This is a genomic window from Ralstonia sp. 22086 (assembly GCF_052045975.1).
GTDB classification, from domain to species: domain Bacteria; phylum Pseudomonadota; class Gammaproteobacteria; order Burkholderiales; family Burkholderiaceae; genus Ralstonia; species Ralstonia wenshanensis.
Genome location: NZ_JBQEPZ010000002.1, coordinates 72,393 through 98,333, shown reverse-complemented (window position 1 = coordinate 98,333; position 25,941 = coordinate 72,393). Strand labels below are relative to the sequence as shown.

The 25,941-nt window shown below is 62.3% G+C and carries 19 protein-coding genes; 8 read left to right on the top strand and 11 right to left on the bottom strand.

Annotated features, from left to right (window positions below):
* Positions 1-5: 5 nt before the first annotated feature.
* The 11 genes from ACTJK6_RS09565 to ACTJK6_RS09515 all read right to left on the bottom strand — a co-directional run bounded on the left by ACTJK6_RS09565 (position 6) and on the right by ACTJK6_RS09515 (position 16,199).
* Positions 6-2,735, bottom strand: coding sequence for a T6SS effector BTH_I2691 family protein (locus ACTJK6_RS09565; RefSeq protein ID WP_440838844.1), 2,730 nt, complete (start codon positions 2,733-2,735; stop codon positions 6-8).
* Positions 2,713-3,846 (bottom strand): DUF4123 domain-containing protein, encoded by a 1,134-nt coding sequence (locus ACTJK6_RS09560; RefSeq protein WP_440838843.1) that lies wholly within the window; start codon positions 3,844-3,846, stop codon positions 2,713-2,715. The genes ACTJK6_RS09565 and ACTJK6_RS09560 overlap by 23 nt, the downstream gene beginning before the upstream one ends.
* A 17-nt stretch (positions 3,847-3,863) precedes the next feature.
* Positions 3,864-6,623, bottom strand: coding sequence for a type VI secretion system Vgr family protein (locus ACTJK6_RS09555; protein ID WP_440838842.1), 2,760 nt, complete (start codon positions 6,621-6,623; stop codon positions 3,864-3,866).
* Between the two features lie 21 nt (positions 6,624-6,644).
* Positions 6,645-9,368: a type VI secretion system ATPase TssH gene (gene tssH, locus ACTJK6_RS09550; RefSeq protein WP_440838841.1), complete on the bottom strand. Its 2,724-nt coding sequence runs from the start codon at positions 9,366-9,368 to the stop codon at positions 6,645-6,647.
* Between the two features lie 39 nt (positions 9,369-9,407).
* Entirely contained in the window at positions 9,408-10,499 is a 1,092-nt protein-coding gene (gene tssG / locus ACTJK6_RS09545) for a type VI secretion system baseplate subunit TssG (protein ID WP_260801760.1), read from the bottom strand.
* Positions 10,463-12,313, bottom strand: a complete 1,851-nt coding sequence (tssF, locus tag ACTJK6_RS09540) for a type VI secretion system baseplate subunit TssF (protein WP_440838840.1) — start codon at positions 12,311-12,313, stop codon at positions 10,463-10,465. The genes tssG and tssF overlap by 37 nt, the downstream gene beginning before the upstream one ends.
* 78 nt (positions 12,314-12,391) lie before the next feature.
* On the bottom strand, positions 12,392-12,865 hold the full coding sequence (gene tssE / locus ACTJK6_RS09535) for a type VI secretion system baseplate subunit TssE (RefSeq protein ID WP_009241814.1): 474 nt from the start codon (positions 12,863-12,865) through the stop codon (positions 12,392-12,394).
* Between the two features lie 68 nt (positions 12,866-12,933).
* On the bottom strand, positions 12,934-13,437 hold the full coding sequence (locus tag ACTJK6_RS09530; protein WP_009241815.1) for an Hcp family type VI secretion system effector: 504 nt from the start codon (positions 13,435-13,437) through the stop codon (positions 12,934-12,936).
* A gap of 105 nt (positions 13,438-13,542) precedes the next feature.
* Positions 13,543-15,027, bottom strand: a complete 1,485-nt coding sequence (gene tssC / locus ACTJK6_RS09525) for a type VI secretion system contractile sheath large subunit (RefSeq protein WP_232039399.1) — start codon at positions 15,025-15,027, stop codon at positions 13,543-13,545.
* The gene (gene tssB, locus ACTJK6_RS09520; RefSeq protein ID WP_009241817.1) at positions 15,020-15,532 is read right to left on the bottom strand and encodes a type VI secretion system contractile sheath small subunit; all 513 of its coding nucleotides are present in this window, start codon (positions 15,530-15,532) and stop codon (positions 15,020-15,022) included. Before tssB ends, tssC begins: the two co-directional genes overlap by 8 nt.
* A gap of 34 nt (positions 15,533-15,566) precedes the next feature.
* Entirely contained in the window at positions 15,567-16,199 is a 633-nt protein-coding gene (locus ACTJK6_RS09515) for a hypothetical protein (protein WP_440838839.1), read from the bottom strand.
* 328 nt (positions 16,200-16,527) lie between these two features.
* On the opposite strand from ACTJK6_RS09515, the gene tssJ reads away from it, so the two are divergent.
* The 8 genes from tssJ (at position 16,528) to ACTJK6_RS09475 (ending at position 25,918) form a co-directional block, all read left to right on the top strand.
* Complete coding sequence (gene tssJ, locus ACTJK6_RS09510) at positions 16,528-17,232, top strand: type VI secretion system lipoprotein TssJ (RefSeq protein WP_392397745.1); 705 nt, start codon at positions 16,528-16,530, stop codon at positions 17,230-17,232.
* A 15-nt stretch (positions 17,233-17,247) separates the two neighbouring features.
* Positions 17,248-18,594 carry a type VI secretion system baseplate subunit TssK gene (tssK, locus tag ACTJK6_RS09505; protein WP_027678923.1) on the top strand — a complete coding sequence of 449 codons (1,347 nt, stop codon included), beginning with the start codon at positions 17,248-17,250 and terminating at the stop codon, positions 18,592-18,594.
* Positions 18,591-19,376: a type IVB secretion system protein IcmH/DotU gene (gene icmH, locus ACTJK6_RS09500; protein ID WP_440838838.1), complete on the top strand. Its 786-nt coding sequence runs from the start codon at positions 18,591-18,593 to the stop codon at positions 19,374-19,376. Before tssK ends, icmH begins: the two co-directional genes overlap by 4 nt.
* A gap of 70 nt (positions 19,377-19,446) precedes the next feature.
* Entirely contained in the window at positions 19,447-22,188 is a 2,742-nt protein-coding gene (locus tag ACTJK6_RS09495; RefSeq protein ID WP_440838837.1) for a type VI secretion system Vgr family protein, read from the top strand.
* 5 nt (positions 22,189-22,193) lie between these two features.
* Positions 22,194-23,672 carry a hypothetical protein gene (locus ACTJK6_RS09490; RefSeq protein ID WP_322018297.1) on the top strand — a complete coding sequence of 493 codons (1,479 nt, stop codon included), beginning with the start codon at positions 22,194-22,196 and terminating at the stop codon, positions 23,670-23,672.
* Positions 23,669-24,616, top strand: coding sequence for a hypothetical protein (locus tag ACTJK6_RS09485; RefSeq protein ID WP_440838836.1), 948 nt, complete (start codon positions 23,669-23,671; stop codon positions 24,614-24,616). Before ACTJK6_RS09490 ends, ACTJK6_RS09485 begins: the two co-directional genes overlap by 4 nt.
* A gap of 28 nt (positions 24,617-24,644) precedes the next feature.
* Positions 24,645-25,355, top strand: coding sequence for a hypothetical protein (locus ACTJK6_RS09480; protein WP_440838835.1), 711 nt, complete (start codon positions 24,645-24,647; stop codon positions 25,353-25,355).
* A 50-nt stretch (positions 25,356-25,405) separates the two neighbouring features.
* Complete coding sequence (locus ACTJK6_RS09475) at positions 25,406-25,918, top strand: hypothetical protein (RefSeq protein WP_440838834.1); 513 nt, start codon at positions 25,406-25,408, stop codon at positions 25,916-25,918.
* The last annotated feature ends 23 nt before the right edge of the window (positions 25,919-25,941 follow it).

Below are 25,941 nucleotides of genomic sequence, written 5' to 3'. Positions count from 1 at the left end.
CTACCTCAACCGATATCAGCCAGTGCATCAGCAAGCTTGTCCATCATTTGCGCCTCGCTCTTGTAAGGGATTTTCGTGCTACTGGCCTTGTGGAACGGCTGTGCTTTAAGCCAATTCTCCCACTCCACGCCTTTAAGCTTCCCGATCACGAAGGTGGCAGCGACCGTCAACAACCCCGAAACCAGGTTGAGTCGAAGCAACCAGAGAGGTGCAGTCAAATAGCGCGCACTCAAAATGGCGCCACCAACCGCAACACTGCCACTAACGGCGCGCACAGCGTACGCGACCATCAAATATTTTTCTTTTTCCTTGTACGCAGTCACGCCGTCCACACTATCCCAGATAACCCCAACAACCGCCCCCGCAGCAACATATCGCGCTGCCCCTGCCTTCAATGTGAGGAGTTCGCGTTCTGCGACCGTGGCCGTACCGACCTTGTGAGTCTTATACACAATGTCTGGCACCTGCTTATAGAGCACCTTTTCATAAAAGGTTGCCCTCGTGTCTTTGAACATCCCCAGCAGATCGGCCATTGATCCGACCAACTCTGTCGTGGTGCGCAGATCGTGCCGAACGTAGGCCCGGCTGATGGCTGGAAGAATCGCTAAGGCATTGACGGCGCCGATTGCATGAGTGGTTCGCATCTCCTGCATGGCGCTGTTAGCGCTGCCCCCTTTGATAGCATTTCGTATCCGCCGGTCAATGGATTTGACTTGCTTCATCAGCGCTGAACTGAGTGCGTCCTGTTCGAGCTGCTTGATGTGAGCTATAGCTTTGGTACCCAAACCTCGAGCGAGTAGCAAAGCCTGTGTCCGGGCAATGCGCTTCTCCATCTCGGACGGCGAGAGCCCCTTGACCTGGATCATGACGGCGGACAATACGATTCCCGCCATGCCGCTCTTCGCTTCCTTCGCAAGCTTCATCAGCGAAGTACGCCGATCTGCGGCGGCAGCTGCTCCATCGAGCACGGTCAACAGATCCTTCTCAACTTTGTCCGACGTCTTGAGGGTGCCGCTCATCTTGTTGAGCGCTGCTGCCATATCTGCGTAGGCTTTCTGGCTACGCGCGTTGTCTTGCGCTCCTGTCACCGCCTGCTCAGAGGGGGGTATCGGCGTGACGAGAAGCTGCAGCGCCGACTGCAGTTCCGAGCTCAGAGCACGATTGTTCAAGCTGAGCATTCGCCAGACCAGATTCTTCTTATGTGGAGTGAACAAGTCCAGTGACCCATACCACTCGCGACCACGAGGACTGTTGTCCAACTGCATGAGGATGACGCACAGTTGACCAGCACACCGATCGCCGTCGCCCATATCTGCGGAAGCAGTATCGCTGTACAAACCCAGTGCTTTGTCCGTCAAACTATCCGACTTCAGCCATTGCACAAGGTCTTCCGCTACGCGGTCCATCTCTGTATCGCGGTTCCTAATTTCCTTTTCGTGCTCGGTGTCGAAGGCACTGACCAACGCCATATCGCAATTGGCGTCGATGCTGGCTTGTGCCTTCTTTGCAGCGTCGTCAACAGCCTCTTGACGCTTCGCTGTCTTCTGGTCGATCTGCTTCTGCAAGTCTTCACGACGACGCCGATTCAACTCTTGAATGCTAATGGTTTCGTAGGTGCCATCCGGCCGGCGAACCCTGACAGGTTGAGGGCTGTCCGAGCCCGGATAGTGCCCGCCCATGTTTTCGCGGACTTCACGCATACGATCGATCGCGCCATCAAAGTCATCGATCGCTTTTTTCTCGAGCGCCTTCTTAACCGTTTGGATACTGCGACTGGCGCTGTCCTTCCAAGCGTTTGTGATGTTTCGCCCGTCCTCCGTCTTAAGCCACTTGACATAGGGCACTGATGCCGACAGGTGATGAAGGCTCAGTTCCTGCGCGACACCGAGCGCGTCTTCGCACGCAACTACCGCGCCTTTGTTGTCCTGCAGGAACTTACGCATGCCCTCCAACCGAGAACCGTGCTTGGCCTTGTAGGACGGCTGCGTCACCGTTTCAACGCGAGTGTCTTCGATAATCACGGGAGCCGCATCGGGGGTTGGAATGACCTGCTGCTCCGTCACGGTTTTCTCGTAATTGCCCCAGCCACGCTCCTGCGGCGTCATGCCCATCAGGCCGAAGAACTGCTCATTCCCGACAACCTGAACTTTCTCATCCCCAAGCGCAGCATATTCCAGCACCTGCTTGTCGAGTTGCGCAGGCTGCATGCTGTCTGCCTGGCTGGTATTGCCACCGAGCCAGCCAGCAACATCGAACTGCTGCATGTACTTTGCGGGGTTCGGTTCGATCTCGCGCTTGAGGTGCTCCGGGTCGATCGGATCGGGATGGAACGCATACCAGAGCGATTTGACGTTCTTTGCGTCTTTGATCCAGACCAGGCTGTTATTGGCCTGCCGCGCGTCACGCGCGCAGGCAATCTTGGTTTCCGCCTGCTGCGGCAACATCACCGGAAACTGTTTCAAATACCCGTGCGGGTGGATGGCGTAACCCTCCCACTCCAGCAAGCCACGCCGCTCGATGCGCAGGTACAGGTAACCGGCACGCAGCATTCGTACGCCATAGCGCGCTGTATTAATGGATACCCCTCCGGGCTGGGGTTGGAACTTGCCGGTCGGTTTGAACTTATCGAGAAGGCTCAGCCCTTCCGGCCGCGAACTGTAGCCAACGGCGTAGCGTGTAAAGAGAATCGGCAAGCCTTCGCGCTTGCAATCATCACACGGGTTGGTGCAAACCATGTGTTTCGTCTCCGGGGTTCAGGCAGGCATCGAAGGCGCTCACAAAGCGAGCGTCCGGATCTGCATTCAATACTTCCAGCGTTTGGTTCAATACGCGCGACCACTGCGGCGTGCCCCAGTCAATGGAAGGCGGTGCTTCGCGGTAACGGATGCTGCACCAGACGAAGTCTTCGAGGTTGCCCTCATCGAGATGGTGCGAGGTACCGATTGCAAGCAATTGCCGCATCAGGTTGCCGTTAGGTTGTTCACCTGCAATGACGCCGTTTTCCGCAAATCGCGCCCACACTCGATTCCCGACCGGCGCCGAATGTGCTGCCCGCCATTGCTTCGCATCCATCAAGCGGTTCAATACCAGCCCTTCTGACCGCCTGTCTGGCTCCATCGGCTGCTCGGCCTTGAACCAAACGGGTACCGACACAGCGGCATCCTCCGTCGCTACCATGTCCTCCAATGCCCACGGCCCCCATGGCTGCGTCAATGACCACCATGCTTGCACCGGGCCCAGCCACATGCTCTGCTGCGTGGCACTCAGTTCTGGCCACACGCGTTGCATCACGCGTGGGTCCTGGTAGCGAAAGACTTTGGCATTTCGGCCTTCGGGGGGATATTGAAACCCCAGCATGCGGAGGTGTTGTGCGACCTCGGCCGGGGAATCGGCGCTGAACAGCACGGCACCCAAACCTTGCCGCACCAGCCGTTGATGTGCATGCCCGCTCGCGGCCTCCAGCAAGCGGGCGAGTACATCTCGTGACAGCCCTTGCTCCAACGTGTCCGTCTCGCCGTCTGGTAACGCGCTGTCGGGCAGCGGCACGACGCAGGGTGCTTCGTCCTCACGCCCCGTGTAAAAGTCGTCTGGCACGGCGGCGCGTATGGTGGCGGCTTCCGGCCAGGCCTCGGAAATAGCGGCGGCCAGTGGATTGCCTTCCCAGGCGTCCAATAGAAGATAGGCACGCAATGGGGGATACCCATGCCGTTGTTGCCGGTTCATTGCGTGATAGCCGGCGGCCAACTCTCCGCACCGTGCCAGGGTGTCGGGATGTGGCACGTCTGTACCTGTGCTGTCCGCCGCAAATAGCGAAGCTTCCAAGTTCGCCAATGTGCGATTGGTCATGCTTTGGTCCTGCCGGTTCAACGCGACACCGAACCAGCACCATTGGCGGCAGCGCTGCTTTCCTGCACGCCACAGCCTTTCAAGCTACCGCTCGCAAGGCTGTTATCCACCCCCGCCCCTCCCGGCCCCACAAACCGATGCCCCGCCCCCTTAAACGTCACCATCCCCGGCGCATGCAGCTCAATCGTCCCGTTCGTCACCTTGATCTGCGCTCCGGCTGCATTGACGAGCACATGCTGCTTCGCTTCCGCAGTGACGTTGCCCTGCGTGGACGCAACCGTCACGGCCTTTTCGGCAACCAGATGGGTCTCGCCCTTGAGGCTCGAAAGCCCGACCTTGCCGCTTGCGGCATGCATGGCGATGCCCGGTGTCGCATCGCCGGCTTGCCCGAGCGATTTGCCGTGCGCGTAGAGGCTCAGCCCCTCGGCTACCGCCACTGAGAGATTGCCGCCCGCCGCCACGTTGGTGTCCTGCTTCGCAACCAGCGTCGCCTGGGTGCCCGCGACCAGCACCGCATCCACGGGCGTCGTGCTGACGATGCCCTTGGGCGCCGAGACTTGCAGATGCGGCTCGCTGTAGGCAACGGCCTGTGCGCCTTCACCCGCGCTTTCGGTGTGACGCAGCACTTCGGTGGTGTGGCGCAGTTGCTTGAGCGCGGGGAGTTCCTTGGCGGCGGGCTCGTCGGCCAGACCGGCCTTCTGCTTCTGCGCTGCGTCGGCGAGGGATTCGGCGAGGTCGCTCACGGCTTCGATCTGGCTGGCGGCATCCTCGCTGTCTTGCAGCGACGCGCTGGTGCCGGCGCTGTGCACGGTGAGCAGCAGGCCGGCGCCGGCGCGCACAGCGCCGCTGTCGTCAGTGGCGAGCGCGGCTCCGTGGCCGAGATCGGCCTGCCGCGCGCTGTCGACCTGTTCCTTGTGATGGCCAAGTACGAGGCCAGTCGCCGCCTGCGTGGTGCTGAGCTGTGTGCGGCCCTGCCCTTCGGAATCATCGAAGACGAGCTGGTTGTAGCCCGACGAGCCCGACTGGCTGCCGGCCAGCGCCTGTGTCTTGATGCCGGACAGCACTGCGTTGTGGGCGTAGGCGCCCTGGCTCTTGCTGTCGCCGGCAAACCAGGCGGGGGCATTGCCGGTGGCCCCTGCTGCGCCGGCCTGGTTCTGGTTGTATTGCGCGTCGGTCTGGCCGCTACCGTTGTAGGCGGCCCCCACCACGACGGGTCGATCGATGTCGCCTTGCAGGAACTCGACCAGCACCTCCTGGCCAACGCGCGGCAGCGCCACGCCGCCCCAGTTCGGGCCGGCCACGGGCGCGGTCACGCGCACCCATGCGCCAAGGCCGGCGCTCGCACGCGCGTTATCGTCGCCAGCCGGGTGCGATTGGCGGCTGGCGGACCGAGCGCCGCGCTGCCAATGGAATTGCACCTTGATGCGATGGTCCCGGTCGGTATGCACGGGCCCTTCCGCACCCACCACCAGCGCAGTCTGGCTGCCATTGACGGTCGGACGTGGATGCAGCGCACGGCCTTGCTCGTCACTCTGCTGCGGGCGCACGGGCACGTTGTCGCGCACGACGGTGAAGTGGTTGCGGTAAAACGGCGCGTCGTCGCCCGTGCCGTGGTTGCTGCCTGCGGCCAGCACGTCGCTGCCGCGCAGTGTGCCCAGCGCTTCGGTCAGTACCTGGCCGAAGCGATCGTTGAAGTTGTTGCGCGCCTGATGCGTCACGGCCAACACGGCAAAGCGCTGCTCGCCATCGTCGTGATCGAAGTGATCGAGCAACTGGAAGCGCGTGCCGGTCGCCAACGTGCGGGCTGTACCTTCGCCGTCGAACTGCTTGTCGCGCAACTCCAGCGCTTCCATCATCAACCGCGCAACACGCTGCGCCTGGTTGTTGTCTTCAAACCAGTACTGACCGGGGTAGTCGGTGTCTTGCAACGTCAGCTGCGGGCCGTCGTTGCCTTGCTGCTGCGCCCCGAGTTGCGCCGTGCGCTTGGCGTTGGCGCGGTAGTCCCAGCTGGCAATCGACACGGCATTGGTCTGCCAGCGGCGGGCGCCTTGCCAGCGGTCGATCACGTCCTCCGTGGCGGTGGCATCCGCACGGCCAAAACGAATGCTCGCCTGCGCGTTGTCAACGAACACGTCGTTGGAATCTGCAATCACCATGCGATGTACGCCCAGCGCATCGCCGTCCTTGGCTTCGTGCTCGAAGAAGTAAAACAGCCCTTCTTCGGCCAGCAAGCGCGTGGCGAAATCGAAGTCGCTTTCGTCGTATTGCGTGATGGCGCTGCGGCGCGTGTAGACCGAGCTGTCGCGCAAGGCCCAGCGCCATGCGGGCACGAGGCGGCCTTGGCCCTGGTAGTCGCCAAACAGGCTGTCGATTACCTCGATGACCGACATGTCCTGGAACAGGAAGCTGTCTTGCCGATGGCGCAGGAACGCCAGCCACGGTTCGATCACCAGCCGATACCGCACCAGGCCACCGTTGGCTCCCACCTGCTCGAAGCGCGTGACGTGGCCATGGAACGGCCGCAGCGCGCTCCGGCTCTGCTGCGTCAGCAGATCCAGCCGCACGGGCTGGCCAAGCAGCTTGGCCGAATCGATGTCAGCGTTGTCGGACAGCGCCGTCAGTTCCAGCAGAAAGCCGCCTGCGTCGATGTGCTCGGCGGCTTCCAGCTGCTCCGGCAGCAGCGCGTTCGGCCCCAGCGGCGTTTCCAGGCGCAGCAGCCGGTCAGCCTGGGAAAACGACGCACGCAGCAGGTTTGCCAACTCGGTCGGAGAGACCATGATGTGCTCCAGCGAAGCGACTTAGTTGATGCGGTATTTGAACTCGCCGTTCTTGCCGACGCCGACCTTGATCTTCTCGACGCTGCCGCCCTCGGCCATGCGCGTCAGCACCGATTCAGCAATCTGCGGCAGCAGCGTGCCGTTCAGAATGTGATCGACCGCGCGGGCGCCGGCGTCCACCTCGGTGCAGCGTGCGAGCACCGATTCAACCAGTGCGTTGTCCCACTGGAACGTCGCCTTGTGGTTGATGGCCACGCGATCGCGGATGCGGCCCAGCTTGAGCGTGATGATCTCGGCCAGCACGTCGTCGGAAATCGGGTAGTACGGCACCACCTTCATGCGCCCGAGGAATGCGGGCTTGAACGCCTTGTAGAGCGTCGGGCGCAGCAGCTCTGCCAGCGCATCAGTGTCGGGCAGTTCTTCAGCGGGCTTGTTCAGGCAAGCCTGCATGATGGCCTGCGAACCAACGTTCGACGTAAGGATGATGATGGTGTTGCGGAAGTCGATCGGGCGGCCTTCGGCGTCGTCCATCTCGCCTTTGTCGAATACCTGGAAGAACATCTCCAGCACGTCGGGGTGGGCCTTCTCCACCTCATCAAGCAGCACCACGCTGTACGGGTTGCGGCGCACGGCTTCGGTCAGCACGCCGCCTTCGCCATAGCCGACATAACCCGGCGGCGAGCCCTTGAGGCCCGAGACGCTGTGCGCTTCCTGGTACTCGCTCATGTTGATGGTGATGAGCTTGCGTTCACCGCCGTAGAGAATGTCGGCCAGTGCCAGCGCCGTTTCGGTTTTACCCACGCCCGACGGGCCGGCAAACAGAAACACGCCGCGCGGCTTGTTCGGGTCTTCCAGGTTGGCGGTGGCGGTACGCACGCGCTGCGCGATTGCATCCAGCGCGTGGTCCTGTCCGATCACGCGGGCAGCCAGCAGCGGCTTGAGGTTCAGCACCGTGCGCAGCTCGTCCTTGACCATGCGGCCCAGCGGAATGCCCGTCCAGGCGGAGACGATTTCCGACACGACATGGCCATCCACCTGCAGCGGCACCATGGGCGATTCGCCTTGCAACGCACGCAGTTCGGCGAGCAGCTTGGCCAACTCGTCCTGCTCCTCCGTTTTGTCGGCGGCACGCTTGCGCTTGGGCATCGACACCACGTCGCTGTTGGCAGCCACGGGCAGTGCGTCTTCCTCGCCGGTTTGTGCTGCACCGCTTTCGCGCGCCTCGCGCAGGGCCTGAATGCGTGCAACCAGCGCGCGCTCCTGCGCGAGACGTTCGGTGTTCTGCGCGACGCGTTGTTCCAGCTCCGTGCGCTGCTCATTCAGCGCCTTCAGGCGCGCGTCGTGCTCGGCACCGGCGCTTTGCTCGCGCTCCAGCGCGTTGATCTCGCCTTGCAGGCGTTCGAGCGTTTTCTGGTCGTCTTCAATGGCGCCGGGCGTGGCGCTCTGGCCCAGCGCCACCTTGGCGCAGGCCGTGTCCAGCACGCTGACGGCCTTGTCCGGCAGTTGGCGGCCGCTGATATAGCGATGCGACAAGCGCACCGCCTCCGTAATCGCCTCGTCCAGCACCCGCACACCAAAGTGGCGCTCCATCAGCCCGGCCATGCCGCGCAGCATGGCAGCAGCCAGCGGCTCGCTCGGCTCTTCCACCTTCACGACCTGGAAGCGGCGTGCCAGTGCGGCGTCTTTTTCGAAGTACTTTTTGTATTCGCTCCACGTGGTGGCCGCAATCGTGCGCAGCTCGCCGCGTGCAAGCGCAGGCTTGAGCAGGTTCGCAGCATCGTTCTGCCCGGCCTGCCCGCCTGCCCCAATGATGGTGTGCGCCTCGTCAATGAACAGGATGATCGGCTTGGGGCTCTTCTTCACCTCGTCGATCACGTTCTTCAGACGGTTCTCGAATTCGCCCTTGACGCTGGCACCAGCCTGCAACAGCCCCATGTCCAGCGTGCGCAGCGTCACGCCTTGCAGCGGCGGCGGAACATCGTTGGCGGCGACGCGCAAGGCCAGACCTTCCACCACAGCGGTCTTACCCACGCCGGCTTCGCCGGTGAGGATCGGGTTGTTCTGGCGGCGACGCATCAGGATGTCGATCACCTGGCGGATCTCTGCATCGCGGCCGATCACGGGGTCGATGCGGCCATCGCGCGCGGATTGGGTCAGGTCGACGGTGAACTGATCCAGCGCGGGCGTGGCCGTCAGGGCAGCCGCGGGCTTGCCGCTTTCGCCTTGCGCCGTGTCCCCGCTGTCGTCGGCAATGTCCACTGCCTGCTCTTGTTCGTCGGAACCGGTGGTCAGCCGATCGAAGTCGTGCTTGAGGCGGTCTGCCTCAATCTGCCCGAACAGACGCGAGCCACGTTGCGCAAGCGCGGACAGGCTCGGCTCGGTCAGCAGCGCGAGCAGCAAATGGCCCGAGCGAATGCGCGTGATTTGCGAATCGAGCGACGCAATCAGCCAGCCGTGCTCGAACAGCTTGGGCAAGTACGGCGAAAACGCCGGAGTGCGCGTGTTGCCGGTCTGGAAACGGCCGATCTCGGCCTCCAGGTCACGTTGCAGCGCAGCCAGGTCGATGCCGCTGGCGCGGGCCGCGACGGCAAAGTCGCTGCGGCGGTTTTCCAGCAACGCCAGGAACAGGTGTTCGAGATCAACCTCGTAGTTGCCGCGCGCCATGCACAGCGACGCGGCGCGCTCGGCGGCTTGCCGGCTTGTCGCATTCAGCTTGGTGATCAGGGTTTTGAGTGGGATGGCCATGGCGGCAGCGCTCCGGAAGAATCGATGAATGTGTCGGTATCAATGCAGCGGCGCAAGCGTGTATTGCGCATCGCTGCGGTCCTGCTGCGCGGGGCGGGAGCACAGGAAGGTGTCCCAGCCCAGGCGCCCGTCGTTGCTGTTATCCAGCGTGCTGCCGGTCACGTCTTGGTGGCGCAGGATCAGCTTGATCTCGAACTCCAGCGTGGTGCCGCACAGGATGGTCAGCATCTTGCGCAGCGCCAGCGCGCCCGATGCACCCGGCAGGAAATTGCGGTACTGCGCGCGCTTGAGCGGCCCGACCCACAGGCGCACGCGCAGGTCCCGCTGCCACACCCGGCCACCAGCCAACGCCGTGGCGCCCAGCAGGTTGTTGGTGCTGCCCAACCGCGTGTATTGCGACGCCGGCACGCGATACCACCCGCCAACGAACTGCTCCACCCGCATCGGCGCCTGGAAGTAGTCCGACAGCACGCGCTGCAGATACGCCGCAGACACCGGCCGATGCCGGATCGCCGTGGCATAGCCGGCCAGCGCTTCGTCAAGGATCGGCCCGGGCGTGGTGGAAAGGTCGTGGCGCAGCGTCTTGTCGGCCGCGCCCGCCAGCGACAACAGCAGCGGCAGGTAATGCTTGTTGCTGTCGACTTCGTACTGGAACGGCAGCCGGTATTTCTTCCACGCCAGGTAAAACAGCGCCGTGGCCCGGTTCGAGAAGATGTCGAAGAACGCGCGTGCAGCGCGGTCGCGCCAGAGGCTTTCTCGCTCCGCCACGATTTCGGTGTAGCGCAACGGCAAGGCGCCCTGCCCGCCCAGCATGCCGAAGAACGAGGGCGTGATTGCCAGCGAATCCAGCGCGCCTTCTTCCAGCGCGGCAATGAACGCGGCGTCGGTTTCGAGCATCTCGGCGGTGATGCCCTCGGCCTCGACGTTCTGCAGTTCGCTAGGCGGAAACGACAGCGACAGCGTGTTGCGAAAACTCAGGCGCGTGGCCAGTGCCTGCTCGGGCGCCATGCCGCCTTCGCGCGCAAACAGCTGCTCCAGCAGGCGCACGGCCTGGAAGAACTGGTACCGGTGCGGCTGCTTGAGCAGCCGCCGGATCACACCAGGATCGATTCGCCGCTGCGGGGTGCGCATTTGACCAATTCCTTGCCGCTGCGGCGCGAGACCGCAATCAACTGCACAAAGCTGTTCATGTGGACGTACAAGCCGAAGAAGTGGTCCAGCACACGGATGAACCGATGCATGCCGGTGCCTACAAAGGCGTCTTCATCCAGCGTGAGGCGCACCTCCAGGCCGCGCACGAATGTGGCGAACGGCTTGCCGGCCAGCCACTGCGTCGCCGGTTGGTAATCGAGCGCGACGATGCCTTCGATCTGCCGCGCCGAGATCGCGTTACGCGGCAGATCGTGGAGGCGCAGCATCTCTTTCAGCGTCGGCAGACCGTTCTGCACGAGCGACAAATGGTTGAGCGCCAGCAGCGAGATCAACCGCCACTGCGCCGCACGCCCACCGCCAAACCGCATCGAAGGCGTGGGCTTGCGCAGGAAGGTGATGTTGCGGGCGATGGAACTGCCTTCCATCGACAGATCGCCATCGGGCTGGCCAAACGCCAGCGTCGAAGGCAAGTCACGGTTCGTGCAGGTGACGGTCAGGCTCAGCGTGTCGGTCTGCGGGCTTGCCGGGTCGAAGTGTGTATCGACAATGGAGATCTCGGTTTCGAACCCCGGGCTGCGCTGGGCGATCAGCTCATTGCGGCGCGCCAGCCAGTAATGGCCCGCGCGGCCGGGCTCTTCGCCGTGGTGCAGGGAGTAGAACGGCCGGAACTCTGTGACTTTCTCGTGCGCCGTGGTTTCGCGCACCAGCTGCACGTTGTCGATGGAGTAGATGTCAAAGCCGTGCGCGCGCCGGCTGTCGGCCACCACCGGATACGCACTGGCCGTATGTTCGATGCGGATCGGGTCTGCCTTCTGCTGGAACAGATTGACCACGGGCGTGCAATGCAGGCGCAGGTGCTCGGGTTGAAGGTTCTCAAGCAGGCGGGCAGCGTGCGAATCACTGCGCAGGTCTTTGAGCACCAGATGCAGTGTCAGACGGCGCACCGGCACGCCCGGCGTCATGCCGCGTCGCAATGCGGCCAGGTCGATGTCGAAGAAGTTGAACTTCTCGGCAAAGCTGAAGTGCTCGGTCAGCAGACGATAGGCCGGGTGCGAGCGCGCCGGGCAATCAATCAGGGACTCGTCTTCAGTAAAGCCGACTTCGTGCAAGGGCACCGAGATCAGCCGTTTCCAGACGCCTGCGCGTTCGGCTTCCACATATCCGGCTGCGGTGTGCAGGAACAACGCATCACCGAGCGCGGCCACGAAGGACGGCTCGCCGTCCATGTAGACGCGCAGCTTGTCCATCGACAGCGATTCAAAACCACCGCGCTCGCCGACGTATTCCAGCGTGATCGCAATGGAGCCGGTCGCGCCTTTGGGCAATTGCACGGCGGCCGGCGCCGACACCGCGCGCTCGAACGTTGCACCTGCAACACGCACTGGCGCGAACGTGACGTCGTATGCGGTGCGGAAACGGCATTCGACCTTGCGCACCACGCGTGTAGTGAGAAACGTGCCGCGCGCAATCGTGACCGGCGCGCTGAGTTGCGCAGCTACGCCGCGCACGTCGAAATGCGCCACAGAACACGACGGAAAGGGCCGCAGGTAGTGCGGGTACAGCACCTCCAGCAGCGCCTCGGTAAATTCGGGGTAGTCGTCGTCGAGCTTCTTGCTGACACGGGCGGTCAGGAAGGCAAACGATTCGATCATCCGCTCGACATGCGGATCGTCGCAGCCGTCGCCCGACATGGCGAGGCGGCCGGCGATCTTCGGATACCGCTCGGCGAAGTCGCGCGAGTACCGGCGCAGGAAGGCCAGTTCTCGTTCGTAATAAGGCAGCAGCTCTTCCATTCTTCGTTGCGGTCCGGTGGCGATCCTGCGGGTGCTTCAGCGTGTTGCGGGTGGTGCCGTATGCAGGGTCGTGCAATCTCAGCCGCGTCCGCGCGACACGGAATACCGCAGCGTCGAGGGTTGCAGCATGGCGTCAAAACTCACGGGCTCGCGGGCGGGCCCCACCAGCAGCACCGCGCTGATCCCAAAGCACAAGGCATTGGTCGCGCGCTCATTGATCTCCAGCGACACATTCACATGCTGCAGACGCGGCTCGTGCCGCTCGATCGCCTTGGTAAGCGACTGGCAGATGTAATTGCGGTCGTAGAAACTGGCCAGGCTCAGGCCGGAAAAATCGTTCAGGCCATACGTGAGCAGCGACCGCTTGCATTCCGGCAAGCCGTGCAGGTCTTCCTCTTCCAACACGATGCGCGTGTTGAGCAAGGATTCAATATCGCGTGCCACGGTGCTCTTGAGTTCTTCAAGCGAAAGCTGGCGCAATGCCGTGGGCATGGGCGCGTGTGGCTCGTCGTCGAAGAGCTTGTCGAGCAGGCTGGGTTCGAAGCCTTTCATATGCTGCTAGAAAACAAGATGCCGCAGCACGGCGGCTGCGGCTCTTGTCATCAGGAGAACACCAAACGTTAAACCGAGTAGGTCTTGTCGTTCTTGGTGAGGCTCCAGGCGCCTTGCGAGTTGCCGCCTTGGCCGCCGGCGCTCTTCTGCTGCGTGTACTTCCACTGCACAGCGGCGTAGCGCAGGCTGAAGGTGTCGGTCGGAATGCCCTGGGCCACCACTTGCGAATCGACTTCGCTCAGGATGGCGTTCTTCAGCTTGACTTCGAGGTACTTCACGCGGTTGCCTTCGCCGTCTGCGCGGAAGAACTCGATGGTCACTTCACCGAAGGTCGTGCCGCCCGAAGCGTGCTGATACAGCAGCGGGCTGACGACGTCCAGATCCTTCGTGAAGACCATGTCGCGGTGCTCGCAACGCTCAGCCGTGTGGCCGCCGGCGGTCGAAGCCGTGGCCGAACGCGGTTGGCTGATTGCTTGCGACCAGCTGTTGATTTCGATCCAGTCCTTGTGATCCTTGTCTTGCGACTCCCCCTTGATCGCCGGGCTGTCGAACTTGACGTAGATATCCTTCATACAGAGACCCTCTTCAATAGATTGGTTGTTGGTACTGCAACGGGTAACGAGCGTAACGGGTGGTTATGCCCGAACATTCCCCCCCGGGGAGAGTCCGGTCAGGAATTACGAGTTGGCCGACTTGGGCAGATCCGCCACCAGACGCAGCGAGATCGACAATTCATCCAACTGGAAGTGCGGCCGCAGGAACGCCACCGAGCGGTACGTGCCAGGCTTGCCCGGCACTTCCGCCACCTGGATCGACGCCTCGCGCAGCGGGAATTGCGCCTTCTGCTCTTGCGTGGCGTTGTCGTCCAGCAGCACGTACTGCGAAATCCAGCGGTTCAGGAACGTCTCAACGTTCTTGGCCGAGGCAAAGCTGCCGATCTTGTCGCGCATCATCGCCTTCAGGTAATGCGCCACGCGCGATACCGAAAAGATGTATTGCAGTTGCGCAGACAGGACCGCATTGGCGTTTGCGCTGTCGGAGTCGTACTTCTTCGCCTTCTGCGCCGACTGCGCAGCGAAGAACGCGGCGTAGTCCGTGTTCTTGCAATGCACGAGCGGGATGAAGCCGAGGTCGCTCAACTCCTTCTCGCGGCGGTCGGTAATGGCGATTTCCGTCGGGCACTTGAGTGCGATCTCGCCGTCATCGGTCTTGAAGGTGTGCGTCGGCAGGTCTTCCACCAAGCCGCCACCCTCCACACCGCGGATGGCAGCGCACCAGCCGAAGTCGTCAAACGCGGCGGTCAGGCGTGCACCGAACGCCCAGGCGGCGTTGCACCACAGGTACTTGCTGTGATCGGTGCCGTCCACGTCTTCAACAAAGTTGAAGCTCTCGACCACGGTGCCGTCCTTCGGGTTGTACGGCAGACGGCCGAGGAAACGCGGCAAGGTCAGCCCCACGTAGCGCGAATCTTCCGAATCGCGGAACGACTTCCACTTGGCGTATTCGACCGTGTCGAACACCTTGGCCAGGTCGCGCGGCTTGCCCAGGTCGGCAAACGATTCCAGACCCAGCAGCTCCGGTGACGACGACGCGATGAACGGCGCATGCGAAGCCGCAGCCACGTGTGCCATCTGCTCGATGAAGTACATGTCTTCGGGCTGACGCGTAACTTCAAAGTCGCCGATCAGGGCGCCAAACGGCGCACCGCCAAAGGTGCCGAATTCTTCTTCGTAGACCTTCTTGAACAGCGCGCTCTGATCAAACTCGATCGCGGTCTTGAAGTCTTTCGTCAGATCGCGCTTGGTCGCGTTGAGCGCCTTGATCTTGATCGTCTGGCCGGTGCTCGTTTCCTTGACCAGATAGTGCAGGCCGCGCCAGGTGGATTCCAGCTTCTGGAATTCCGGCGCGTGCATGATCGCGCTCAGTTGCTGCGAGATCAGACGGTCCAACTCGGCCACACGTGCATCGAGCGTGGCCGACAGGTTGTCGGACACCACCACGGTGCCGCTCAGCACTTGGCTGGCCAGCTCGCCGATGATGTCTTTTGCGCGCTCGCGCTCGGAGTCGGACTTGGCGACGCGGCTTTGCTCGACGATGCTGTCCAGCAGGCTCACCTCTTCCGCAACCGAGGCACCCTGCGCAGCGGATTGGTTCTCAAGCATCCTCGCCCCCGTTTTGCTTGGCGCCCAGCTTCTTCGCGTTTTCGGTGTTCTTCAGCACTTCCGACAGCAGGTCTTCCAGCTTGTCGTTACCGGCCATCTTGTTGCGCAGGTCAGCCAGCTTGGAGCGGGCTTCGAGCAGCTTGCGCAGCGGCTCGACCTGCTCAACCACGGCTTCAGGGCTGAAGTCTTCCAGCGAGCGGAACTTCAGGTCGACGCCAAAGCGGCCACCGTCTTCCGTCAGCGTGTTCGGCACCTGGAACGCCGCGCGCGGCTCCACGCCCTTCATCACCTCGTCGAAATTGTCGCGGTCGATGTTGACGAACTTTCGATCGCGCAGCTTGGGTTGCTGTACTTCGGATTGGCCCGACAGGTCGGCCACCACGCCCACCACGAATGGCAGCTCCTTCGTCTCGATTGCGTCGCCGATTTCGACGTCATACGTCAGTTGCACACGCGGCGGACGCACCTTTTGCAGACGCTTCTGTACGCTTTCTTTCTTGGCCATCACGTTCCTCCAGGAATGCGAACCAGCGCTGCGCTTAACGCAGGGCGCCGAACGGGTCTGCGCTGCCGCTGGCAGCACCGGTGGCAGCTGCCGGCGCAGCAGTGGTGCCGTGCTCAACAGTGTGAGCCGGGCGGCGAACGACGCGGGTCGGGCGGCGCACAGGTTGCTTGACAACCGGTTGTTCGCCCGGGAACAGGACCTGCTCGCCCAGCGTGTCGCGCAGCATCTTGGCAAGCACTTGCGCGTCGGTCTTGACGTCGCCGGCCAGCGCGCTGTCTGCACGCAGCTCTTGCAGCGAACGGCGCGCCACGCGCAGACCGCTCACAGCCAGGATGCTCTTGGCTTGGCGATCAGCGTTGTCACGTTGCAGGGCTTCCTCTGCGGCCAGGATGGCCTGCGGGTACTTCTCTGCGCCGAACTGGATCTGCGCGATGCGCACCCATGGCTCGTCACGGGTCGGGTTCTGCTTGGCGATCTGCTGGTACAGATCAATCGCCTTGTCCTGCTGGCCGCCCTTGGCCGCAGCTTCCGCCTCCGACATGCTCTGGCCGAAGGCCTCGTCGGTTTGGGGTCCGGGGTTGTTGGTCGCGCAACCCGCAAAGAGGGCGGTGGCAGCAGCCAGCACGATGAAGGAACGGAGAACGGAGGTAGACGAGGATTTGGCCACGGCGAGACTCTTCAAAGTTTCAAAGCGGTGCGTCGATACCCAATCAAATTCGCCGGAATTGGCGAGTTAAATGTTGGTCTCGACTGGCGCGAAATAGTACACTCCGCTCGTTGCCGTTGACAACCAAAAACGGATTATTAAGGAACCGAAACATCCTTTGTATTCAACGCCTTAGAGCCGCACCAGGCAACGATCTCCGATTATTAAGAAACGGAAACATTCTTCGTTTTTCCTTTATTAAGAAATCGAAACAATTCACCGACTTCCTTAAGCGGAACAGGCGCGACAGCAGTCAAACAAAGAGAATTAAGTAATTCAGAAATCAGGCATGAAGATGATGAAATTCGATGCTGCTTGGGGGCAAGCGGCAAGGCAGCCGGGCTGCGGCAGCCTTCTGAAGCACTCTCTGAAGCACCGTCTCGCAGGGGCGCTCAAGTTGATGCTGGTAAGCGCGAGCGTGGCCGCGTTAGCCGCCTGCTCCACCGGCGCGAGCGTGCTGGCTGGTGCGGCCAACGGCGCCCTGGAAGCGATGGGGCTCAAATCGTCGAACCTGCCCGACGCGCAGAAGCCGCCGCGCGAAGTGCCGCTCAAGCTGACTGCCGGCAATAACCTGAACGCAGCAAACGACCGCCGTCCGGTGGCGATCGTGGTGCGCCTGTATGCATTGAAGGATCCGACCAGCTTCCTGCAGGCACCGTATGACACGTTCATCGACCCGGCGCGCGAGAAGCAAACGCTGGGCGCCGACCTCGTCAACGTGCGTGAGATGACGCTGATTCCGGGCCAGCGTTACGACTTCACCGAGAAAGTCTCGCGCGAAGCCACCACGCTGGGCATCGTGGCGCTGTTCCGCAGCCCCGCATCGCAGCGCTGGAAGTTTGCCTTCAACACCGAGAAGAACGAGAAGTCGGGCATCGTGATCGGGCTCCATGCCTGCGCCATGACGGTCACGTCAGGCACGCTGACCACCCCCGCCGGCGCCACGCCGCTGACTGATGTCAACCTGCTCTCCCCCGCGGTTTGCGGTAGCTGAACAACAAGGGCCAACGTGAGTTACTCCGCAAAGATTCTCTGGGGCGAAGGGCTGTTCCTGCGTCCGCAGCACTTCCAGCGTCAAGACGCGTATCACGAGTCGCGCCTGCACGCGACTGCGCAAGTCATCCAGCCTTACGCATGGGGTATCCGCCATGCACGCTTCGATACCGATGCGCTGGCCAGCGGCGTGCTGCGCGTGATCGAGTTGTCGCTGTTCTTTCCCGACGGCGAGCTGTACTTCGCGCCGCAGGCCGATGCGCTGCCGCCGCCGCTGGTGCTCGACGCCATTCCCGCCGGCGTGTCGGAGCTGACCTTCCATATCGCGCTGTATCCGCTGCAAGACAACGGCGGCAACTACCGCGAGCAGATCGAAGGCGCGTCGGTCTCGCGCTTTGTCGGCACGGAAGAGGAAACGGCCGACCTGTATACAGAGGCCGAGCCCGCGGCCATCACGTATCTGAAGAAGTCGGTCAAGCTGATTGCCGAGACGGAACCGCGCGAGCAGTTCATCTCGCTGCCCGTGGTGCGCGTGCGGCGCACCGGCACCGGCGGCTTTGAACTGGACGAGAACTTTGTCGCGCCCAGCATGGCGATCAACGCCTCGGCCGTGCTGTATCAGCGCCTGCGCCGGCTGCTGGACGCGCTGCAGGCCAAGGTCAACGCGCTTTACGGTTTTCACCGCGAGCCGACCAAGAACATCATTGAATTCCGCTCCGGCGACATTGCGTCGTTCTGGCTGCTGCACACGGCCAATGCGGCCTTTGCGGCGCTGTCGCATCTGTATCACCACCCAGACCTGCACCCGGAGCGCCTGTTCCAGGAAATGCTGCGGCTGGCCGGCGCGCTCATGACGTTCACCAAGAGCTACACGCTGGCCGACCTGCCCGCCTACGACCACGACAATCCGGGCCCGGTGTTTGCCAAGCTCGACACGATCGTGCGCGAGCTGCTCGATACCGTCATCTCCACACGCTACTTTGCGATCGCGCTGGAAGAGACGCGCCCGTCGTTCCACCTCGGCCGCATCGACTCCGGCAAGATCGACGATCAGACCAGCTTCTATCTGTCGGTGTCGGCAGACATGCCCGCAGCCGAGCTGGTGGAAGCCATTCCGGCGCGCTTCAAGGTCGGCGCACCCGACGATGTGGAAAAGCTCGTGTTGTCGTCCATGCCCGGCGTGCCGCTCACCTACACGCCGCAGGTGCCGCCTGCCATTCCGGTGCGCCCGGGCGCGTGCTACTTCGCCGTGGAAGCGCGCGGCATGCTGTACGAACGCATGCTGCAGGCGCAAACCCTCACCATCTATGCCCCGGCCGGTATCCGGGAACTCAAACTTGAACTGATCGCGGTGACTTCATGAGCGCTACCTCCACCCCTTCACTGTTTGGCGGTTCGGCACCGGCAGCCGCTACGGCGGATGCACGCGAATCCAACACGCACGCGCGCACGCTGCTTGATTTGCTGTACGACGGCTTCTTCATGCTCTTCCAGTTGCGCAATGCCCAGCAACCGGCCAGCGCAGAAGATTTCCTGAACCGCGTACGCGCCTTCCTTGACGATTTCGACCGTGGCGCCAAGCGCCTGAACGTGTCGGCAGAAGACGTGTTCGACGCCAAGTACGCGTTTTGCGCGGCGGTGGACGAAACCATCCTGTCGTCCAACTTTGCGATCCGTCCGGCCTGGGAGCGCCGCCCGCTGCAGCTCGTGCTGTTTGGCGAGCAGCTCGCCGGCGAGACCTTCTTCGTCAAGCTTGAAGAGTTGCGTGCACACGGTGCGCCACGCCTGCAGGCGCTGGAGGTCTTCCACATGTGCCTGCTGCTGGGCTTTCGCGGTAAATACATCCTCGAAGGGCCGGAGAAGCTGGCTTACCTGACCGCGCGCCTGGGCGACGAGATTTCCGCCATCAAGGGCAAGCGCGCCGCATTTGCACCGCACTGGCCGCTGCCCGACAAGGTTGCGCATATGCTCAAGCGCGAAACGCCGCTGTGGATTTTTGGTGCCGTGTTTGCGCTGATCGGGCTGCTGGGCTTCCTGGGGCTGTCGCACACGCTAAGCACCAAGACCAACGAAACGCTGGAAGGCTACTCGCAAGTCATCAAGCTCGGGCCGCGCTTCTCGCACCTGACGATTTCGCTGCCGTGATGGCCACGATGGGCCGCGTGCCCATCCTCCTGCTGAACCGCAACACGAACCCCAGCGCGACGCTGTTCCGATGAAGCCTTTGTCCAACCTGCCGGCCGCCGTGCCACAAGCCGTCCTGGGCGCGCTGCTCGGGCAGCAGACCCGCCAGATCACGCTGGAGACGGCACTCGCTTCCGACAACCTCGTCGTGGAGCGCTTTACCGCCACCGAAGCGGTGTCGGCCTCGTTCGTCCTGCATATCGATTGCCTGAGCCCATCGGCGCACCTGGATACGGCCAAGCTGGCTTCGCAGGAAGTCACGCTGCGCCTGGTGCAAGCCGACGGCAAGCGGCGCGCGTGGCACGGTTATGTGGCCGATTGCGCATCGCTTGGCGGCGACGGCGGCCTCGCACGTTACCGCCTGCGCGTGGTGCCGTGGCTGGATCGCCTGCGCACGCGCAGCGATTGCTTCGTCTACCAGGACAAGACTGCGCTGGAGATCATCGAAGAGGTCTTCAGCGAATATCCCACCGCGCATTACAAGATTGCGGCCACGCAGCCGTGCACCAAGCGCTCGATCTGCTGCCAATACCGCGAAACCGACTATGCCTTCGTGATGCGCCTGCTGGCCGAGGAAGGCCTGTCGTTCCGAATTGAACACGAGCAAAGCGACGACAAGCAGCAGCAAGGCAGCGCCCAGTCGCGCCACACTGTCGTCATCTTCGACAACGATGCGCAACGGCCGGCCTGCCCGCAGCCGGAGATCCGCTTCCACCGCGTAGACGCCACCGAAAGCGACGACGCCATCGAGCGTTTTTCGCACGCGCACAGCGTGGGCACCAACGCAGTGACGCTCGCCTCGTGGGACTACAAGGCCTTGGCCGCCACCAGCGCCCAAGCCAGCGCCAGCGACCCCGGTGGCGAACTGCCCACGCTAGAACGCTTTGAAGCCTCGGGCTCGTATCAATATTCGAATACGCAAGAGGCCAGCCGCGCTGCGCAGTTGCGCATGCAGGCACACGAAGGCGCGTACCTGCGCTACGAGGGCCAAGGCAGCGTGCGCCAGTTGGGCGCTGGCCAGCGCTTCACGCTCACGCAGCATTTCGACAGCAAGCACAGCGAGTTCGTCACGCTCCAAGTCGAACACGAAGCCGCCAACAACCTCGGCGCCGACATCGCAAGATTGCTCTCCACCACCGAGATCGAATCGGGTAGCTACCGCAATCGGTTCGTCGCCGTGCCGGCCGAGGCGCCCATCGTGCCGCCCTATCGACGCCGCCCGACTGCGCCGGAGGGCCAAGCTGCCGTGGTCATTGCCGACGACGGTGCGCCGCTCACAACCGACCGCGACCATCGTGTGCGCGTGCGTTTCCCATGGCTGCGCGCGCCGGAGGTCAATGCGTTTTCCGACCCGTCCAGCAGCGATCGCACGCAGGTCACCGCCTGGGTGCGCGTGGCCAGCGCCAGTGCAGGCCCGAACTGGGGCGGCAATCACCTGCCGCGCGCCGGCACGCAAGTGTTGCTGACCTTCATCGACGGCGACATCGACCGTCCGATGATCGCCATGCAGCTGCACAACACGCAGGACGCCCTGCCCTGGGCGCCTGCCGATGCGCCGCTTGGCCAAGCCCTGTCCGGCTGGCACTCGCAGGGTCTTGGCGGCGACGGCTACAACCAGTGGGTCGTTGACGATCACCCCGGCCAGTTGCGCACGCGACTGGCCAGCTCAACGGCCAACAGCCAGCTCAATCTCGGCTATGTCACCTCGCACGGCGCCACAGGCGGAGACCGCGGCACGTGGCGCGGCACCGGCGCCGAACTGCGCACTGATGCCTGGGCCGTGGTCCGCGCCGGCGGAGGCCTGCTGCTCTCGACCACCGCGCGTGCGCAAGCCGTCGGCACGCTGCTCGACGCCCATGAAGCGCGCGGGCAGCTCACCGCCGCGCAGAAGACCGCACAGCGCTTGTCGGATGCTGCTGCAAGCCAGCAAGCGCTGCCGCTGGCCGCCAACGAAGCCTTCGAGCCGATCGACAAGGCGCTCGACCCTGCGCAGGATGGCAAGTACCCCAGCAACGTCAATGGCCAGGATTCACAGCAGTCCGTCGATAAATTCGGGCAGCCGCTGCTGGTGACCGAATCGCCATCGAGCATCGCGCTCACCTCGCAAGCCACGACCACCGTCTACGCGGGGCGCCATCTGCACGGCACCGCACAGGCCGACTGGCACCTCGCCGCAGGCAATGTCATCGCCGCGGCGGCTGCAAAGGGCGTGAGCCTGTTCGCCCAACGCAATGGCATCCGCGCGATTGCCGAAGGCGGCCCGGTCTCTATTCAATCGCATACCGATGCGCTGGCCGTGCTGGCCGACAAGGCCGTTACCGTCACCTCATCGGCCGATTCGGTCGAGATCCTCGCGCAGCAGAACATCGTGCTGCATGGTGGGGATTCGTTGATCCGGCTGGAAGGGAACGCGGTGACGTTCGAGACGTCGGGGTTGTTGTCGGTTAAAGGGGCTGGGCATCCGTTTGAGGGGCCGGGGGGGCAGGCGGCGGGGTTGCCGGCGTTGCCCTTTGGCGCCACGGATCTAAAGCATTGGATCGAGATCAACCATCGCGACATGGAAGGCGAGCCGTTCGCTGGTCAGAAATACAAGATTCACTTCGAAGACGGGCAAGTCATTTCGGGGCAGCTCAACGCCGAAGGCCACGCCCGCCACGAAAACGTGCCGCAGCGCGCTGCTCGCGTCGAATACGAGATGCCGACTCCCGGTAACGATGAGCCCTGGGAACAAATCGCCAAACTAATCCAAGCCTCTCGCTCCAAGCTGGGATAAAGACAATGTGGGACGAACTTGAGAATGCGCTCGCGTGGTTCAAGAGCGCGCCAGCCGGCTGGATCGCCAGCGGCAAGCAAAATCTAGCTTCTGCTGCAGAGTGGATCTGGGTGGTTATCCAGGGGGACTTCGCGGAAGAGCAGTCAACGGGACAAGCCGTCACTGGAACGGTCATCTCCATGATCCCGTTCGTCGATCAAATCTGCGACGTGCGCGACGTAGTCGCCAATTGCCGCAAGATCAACAGCGACTCGTCCGATAAATGGGCCTGGATAGCACTAGTGCTCACGTTGATCGGCTTGTTTCCGGTGCTCGGCTCTTTGGCCAAGGGTTGTTGCAAGATCATGTTCGCCTATGGTCGCAAGTCTGTATTTCGCGTGGGCAAGGTCGCGCTGGACAGCGATTTCTGGAAGGCCAGCAAGCCCTTTGTCGAAACGGGCATACAAACGCTCAACAGACATCTGCAATCGCCGGCGGTACGCCGAGGGCTACGCGCTATCAAAGTCGCAAACCCCTACCACTGGATTGCAGGCAAAGTACGTGAGGTGAACGGCAAACTGGCAGTAGCTGAGCTTATCCGCGCATTCGACAAGGTGTTTGAAGCACTGCGCTACTTCGTGGAGCTGATCCAGCGTTGGGGCACGGCGGCCATGGCAAGTCGAGCTGGAGAACTCCTGAAGTCTGTCACGCACATCAGGGAGATGATGAACCAGCGCCTGGGCGAAGTCCTTGCGCCGGTCAACCAATGGCTGAAAAAGTTGGAGCGTCGATTGGAAATCGAGGGCGACATGCTGTACCGAGCCAACGTCGACGCGGTAAATCCTCATAAATACACGGGGTTAAAGTTAGACGAAGAAGTAGCGTTGCTGGACAAACACGGTGCCAAATGGGTGGACAAATCGAAACGCCTGCCTTACAAGCCACTGAGCGACTTCACACCGGTTGCTAACTGGCCCGACCTGAAGCCAGCATTGAAACCGGGTGAACGCCACGCCCTCAAAGACGCGTACGCGACCTTCCACAGCGCCAAGCCGGTCACTATTCCACCGGGCGAAGTGCTATACCGTGTGGTCGACCCATCATCCGCCGACAACAGTATCTGCTGGATGCGCAAAGAGGAATTTCTGAAATTGAAGAGTCGCGATGACTGGCGTCGCCGTTTTGCAGTATGGCGTCATTGGAACCGAAACGGCGAATACCTGACCTATACCGTGCCGCCTGGCGCTGGCTTAAACGTATGGGAAGGCCCCGCCGCCAGCCAAACGCTCAAAGGGCATCCCTACGTACTGGAAGGTGGAGCCAATCAGATTGTTCTAGACCCCACACATCTGCAGCCGGAGGCTCTGAGCAAGCGGCAACCCACAAACTGGGGCTACACAGACTTCCCTGGCGACACGGATGAATTCCTCGGCTTGCCCAAGCTGACGAACAATATGAATTCGTACAATTTGCCGCCCGATCACCCAATGCGAAATTCCAAATGAGCACGCCGCTTTATCCGCAGGAAATCTATCTGCTCGAACGCTACACCTCTGTCGAGTACTTCGGCGCGATGCGCGATGCGTGGCACGCGGCGGTCAACCATGTGGAGGACTGCCTTGCCCAGTTCATGACCAAGCTGCCGCCGGACTACCGCAGCCGGCCGCAACCTCTACAACCCGACATCGGCTGGGGACAGCGTGCACTTCCGAACTTCCGCCAAACGGCACTCATGCTGGACGACAGCTTCATCCGATTGACCCGTCACGACTATGACGCATTGCTAGCAGCAGACGCGGTAACCGGCGATGTGCGCGGACAACGGGATTTCTCCGTGGACTGGTTTGATGAGGTACGGCCGGATGCAGCATCGCGGTATGAAGAACTTCTGTATCAGGCTAACCAATACGCGCTCAATATTAGCCACACGATCCATATCGGCTGGAATGCGACGAATTTGTCCACGGGTTACAACGCAACTGCCAGAGGTCCGTTGGATGCGCCAACCGTTTGGCCGCGCTACGAATTGGATCCAACGTTGCAGGTCAGCACAGGCAAGACGATCGTTGAATCAGGCATCTATCTACCCGACTTGGATGAATCCAGCGCTCAGTTTCTGTGCGCCGGAGACGAAGCCCCGACGGCCCTAGTCGGTTACGACGGCCAACAAAACACGTCCGAAGCGCCAGCGCTTTGGACCCGCATCCGCCGCGTGCCAGGCGCTACCGCCTCAGATGGACTGCTTGATCTCCTTCCGCAAAATCGCCAGAGGCCGGTGGGACGTGCACCCGGAGGTGATACCTGCCCACGCAGCGGCTGGTGGTTCACGCCTGCAGCGGCCAATTCGCGCCGGTACTTCAAGCAAGGTGAAGTCATGCCCTCCATCTCTTCCGACTACGGCAGCACCATCTGGCAATGGGATACGGATCAGGGCGAGCCGAAACTCTAGCGCTACAGCACAGTTTCGGGAAAAAACTATGGGCCTACTGAAAAAGCTATTCGGCAGAAACACCAACGACCGCGTCTCCAACCCGCCCCCATCGCCGAAAGACGACGACACCGCGCCCGACATCGCCCCCGAACTCGCCCCTGCTCTGGAGGCCTACCAGCAAGGCCAGCACGAAGTTGCCATCGCAGCCGCTGCGCCGTACGCCGATCGCCACGCCGACGCCAACCGCCTATGCGCGCTCGCCTATTCGGACATGCGCCGCTATCCCGAGGCCTTTCCTTACTGGCTTGCGTTGTTCGAACAGGAGCCCAGCGCGCACAACGCGCTGCAGCTGGCGACGACCTCCGTCATGTGCGGCGAACTGAAGCGCGGCGAAGCGTGGTTGATGAAGTTCGACGAGATCAACGAGCAGACGCACGAGATGTCCAGCGTCGCGGCTCGCACGCAGTTCATCTCGTCGCTCACTCAGAGCGGGCACATGGCCGAAGCATTGCCGTATCTGGATTGGTTGCGCGATGTCTACGCACACGTGCGCATCACGGATTCGCATTTTCTGTACATGCGTGGCATCCCGTTCTTCCCCACTTTCCTGGAAAACAGCTTGCCCATTCTCAAGGCGAACCTGCCCAGCGAGGCTATTGTTCAATGGTATGGCGTGCTGTCGGGGCAGTTGGATGAGGAAGGCGAGGTGCAGCTTGGCCAGTGGGAGCAATCGTTGAGTGCCACCGCCGAGAGTTGAGGTTTTCCCGGCAGTTGATGCACAGCCAACACAAGAGTGAATCAGACGGAATGCAGTTGATACCGGCCGCGCGAAGCGCACGCATGCACAGATGTATCTCGCAACGATGGGCAATACTCTGCGTGGCGGCGACTATTTCTGGCTGCACTCGAACCGAGCTGCCGGTCAACACCAACGTCGCCGAGCTTCGGCAATACGTTCGTCTGAGCACACCACCTACCGCGTCGCGGTTCGAGCTTGCCACGCTGCCGGAGAACAACACCCGCATTGGCGTACCCGGCCCCACTGACTATGTGGCGTTGGTTGCCGCGATCAAGTTGCCACGCTCAGGCGCCTCGCTGATAGAAAGCCAACCCCGCTCTTCTGAATCGACTCCCGTTCCCGAAGCGTTCCTGCGCGCATGGCTGTCGGCTCTGGAGAAAGACGCGTTGCTACGCGTCTCCACTCAGGCCAGCGTGGCGTACAACATCAGCGCGCTCGTGACTGGTCCGGCAAAGCGCGCGATCGCCATCCCGGTCAGCGCCGAAGATTGGGTTCTGTACCTGGAATATGTCGCACCTTAGTCGCAACCGCCGGTAGCCACGCA